We start from the raw sequence: 3,149 nt of genomic DNA, 5'->3' as shown, positions 1-3,149 counted from the left end.
GATGACTGATTTAAACCATAAAATTAGTCGCCAGCTTATTAATCTTGCTGTGCAGGAGCAAGTTGGTACTATAATTATGGAAAATCTAGAAAATATCCGTAATACTGCTAGGAGTCTTAATAGAGCTGATAGAAACATCCACAGCTGGACTTTTTATCAACTTCAACAGTTTATTGAATACAAAGCTGAATTAGCTGGGATCAAGGTAGAATATATTAACCCTAAATATACCTCCCAGAGTTGTTCTAAATGCAACAAAATTAAAAAATCTAACCGCAAAGCTAATCTATACTCTTGCGAATGTGGTAATCATATCCACGCTGATTTAAATGCAAGTCGTAATATAGCTAATAAATATTTAGAACAACAACCTGCTTAGATGGTAATAGTCTAAGTGCCTGAGTGCCTAAATTAGTAAGAATAATACTAGGATTATACTATTGAAATGTATAGTCGGCTATCTCAGGAGGGCTGATGGCACAGCCTGAAGTCGAAGTCATGACGGTCTCAATGACCAAATACTGAAACTATCATTGCGTAATCAAAAGAAAGTTTCAGTGAATTGGGCTACTAGAAATAGACTGCCCTCTAATCATTCGACAACCTCGCAAGTTCTTTTAAGGAATCCTCGTTTGTGAGTGTTAACAAACGGGCGGGGAGGATGTCAATTTTTGGATATCAATCAACTGATATTCGCTTTCTGAAATACAGGAACTATTAAATTTTAGCTTCTGCTTTAACATTGATTTATCTAGCTTATTACTAAAAGCAGATAAATGCACATTTTTGCAATTTGTTTTTTCTATGATTTCTTTTAAATTATCTTCTCTAATCCCTCCACCTAAAACTATTTCCAGCTGATCACCAGCATATTTGATAATTTCTTCTGCCAGCTGAAGATTATCAGCAACTTTGTTTTCCTGAGCACTGGTTAAGACTCTATCCATACCGGTTTCTTTAATCTGATCTAAGGCCGCAAAAGGATCTGGAACTATATCAAAAGCTCGGTGAAAAACAGTTTCTTTATCTCCCGCAATTTCCTTTAGAATTTTATTTCTTTTAAGATCAAGCTCTCTATTTTCTTTAAGGATTCCAAAAACAAGACCATCTGCCCCATATTTAATTGCGAGTTCAGCCTGTCTTTTCATAACTTCAAATTCAATTTCAGAATATGAAAAACCACCACTACGAGGACGAATCATTACCATCACCGGGATATTAGTTTTAGCTTTGGTCATTTCTAAATCAGCAATGCTCGGAGTTAAACCACCATAGGCGATTGCAGAATTTAACTCCACCCGATCTGCACCAGCTTTAAAGGCATTAACTGCATCTGCAGCTGAAGCACAGCAAATTTCTAGTTTAATCATTGGATCCTCCTGTTTTGATAAGGCTAAATAACTTGGAAACCATCTATATAATTATATTATATGTAAAGATTAAAGCCAGTAAGAAGTAAAACCATCTTCTTCAAAGCGGCGCAGCATATATGCTATTTTTTCTGCTGATTCCGGGTACTTAAAGCTCTCCTGATTTGCCTGATAATATTTCCAGACTCTTGCAGCCAGCTGACCATTTTCTTGACTGAAGCTACTTCCACTAAAGAAATCAAATAGCTCCAGCAGTATTTCCTTAATAATGGCTGAACTACCCTGAATCCTGGGTAATACCTTCTGTAGTATTTCTTTATCAAAGGCAGTATTTTTAGCGAGCAGTTCTTTATCCAGAGCTTCAACTATATAAAAGTTAATCTCATCTCTGATTCTGTAGCCTACCTGCAGATTTGCCTTTTTAAGAATCTCATTTAATCTTTCCAATTCTTCTGTTGTTCTTCTGACTTCATCTTTTTTAGCAGGCAGCAGATCTTTTAGATTTAGATACTTAGTTTTTAGAAATTGATTATTCACTTTTAAGCTCTGAGCTTGATCAGTATAATCTTCCTCCAAAAAGGCTGTTAAATCGATCTGATTGAATTCAATTGTATTTGCTCTATCTAATACCTTTTTGCTGAAGGGATGGGTTGTTTCGTCCATATTAACCGTTCCAATGAGATAGAGGTTGTCCGGGATCTGTAAATTTGAATATTTAGCCTGAGAATCATTGCTGTCATTTTGATCAAAGTCATTTTCACTTAGTAACCTATCTGTTTTAATCTGATCACCAGCATAGTGACGGGTTTCCATCTTTGATAAAAAATCACTAAAATAGTATTCAACTCGGGCTAAATTCATTTCATCAAGACAGACCAAATAGGGATTAGCTGGATCTTCAGCTGCTTTTTTAATTGTTTCTAAAATCGGGCCAGGCTGAAAGTCTCCTCTGATATTGCTGTAACCTAAGAGATCTGCACTGTCATTCCAGTCTGGTTTAACCGAAATCAACTTAAAGCGGTCATTTTCTGAGCTGCAGCCAATAGCTCTGGCAAATAGTTCTACCAGTTTCGTTTTTCCTGTACCTGAGATACCTGCCAGCAGGACAAATGGCTTTGTTTTTAGAGAAAGATAGAAGTTTTCAATTAGGTTATCGGGATAGATATAACCCTGAGCTTTGATGTAGTTTTTGATTTGAGTTAGTTTTTCTTTTGTTTTAAGTCATCCATCTTTTCAGAAACTCCTTCTCCTGTTTCAATTTCAACTGCATCTAGTTCTAAATAATATTGTTCATAATATTTCTGATAACAGATATTTGATAACTCATAAGCTTTACCTTTACCAGATTCAGCAAGATTAATTTCATTATCTGTTTTAAAACCATCTAAATCCATCTCAGCTCTTAATTTATCACGGTTATTTATAAATTCTTCTTTGGTACTGCGAGTTACTCCCTGGTTAAAGGTTAAGTAGACTCTCTCCATATCTTGTGAAAAGAGATAAACTACATAACCCCCTTCTTGAGTTGTAGTTGTTACATCTTTATTCATTATTGCAAGCCAGGGAACTTTAGCCCAATTCCCCATTCCAATTGAGCCTTTGATTATATAATCATTTATTTTATAATGTGAAGAAAGTTTTTCTTCTAGAAATTCTGGCAACTGATGTCGCATTAAGTCTCCTAGTTCATGCCCAGCAAATTCTTCGTGTAATCTTGCTTCTTTATATTCTGAAACTATTTTGATTAAGTAATCTTTAATTGATGACATTGTATCTACC

4 protein-coding genes are annotated in these 3,149 nt (G+C 35.2%); 1 reads left to right on the top strand and 3 read right to left on the bottom strand.

All coding sequences use genetic code 11. From position 1 onward, the window contains the following. Window positions 1-379 (top strand): transposase (locus CI949_RS19150; protein WP_290769371.1); only part of this gene is annotated, 379 nt, incomplete at its 5' end. A 262-nt stretch (window positions 380-641) separates the two neighbouring features. Here the strand turns inward: CI949_RS19150 and CI949_RS19145 are convergent. The 3 genes from CI949_RS19145 to CI949_RS19135 all read right to left on the bottom strand — a co-directional run. Next, complete coding sequence (locus CI949_RS19145; protein WP_290769369.1) at window positions 642-1,370, bottom strand: copper homeostasis protein CutC; 729 nt, start codon at window positions 1,368-1,370, stop codon at window positions 642-644. 69 nt (window positions 1,371-1,439) lie between these two features. After that, window positions 1,440-2,471, bottom strand: coding sequence for an McrB family protein (locus CI949_RS19140; RefSeq protein WP_290769374.1), 1,032 nt, complete (start codon window positions 2,469-2,471; stop codon window positions 1,440-1,442). A gap of 98 nt (window positions 2,472-2,569) precedes the next feature. After that, a partial coding sequence (locus CI949_RS19135) for an MrcB family domain-containing protein (protein WP_290769367.1) occupies window positions 2,570-3,149 on the bottom strand: 580 nt, incomplete at its 5' end.

The organism is Halanaerobium sp., assembly GCF_003070835.1.
Note: the sequence above shows the minus strand (reverse complement) of the source record. Positions and strands in the feature narration are given on the sequence as shown.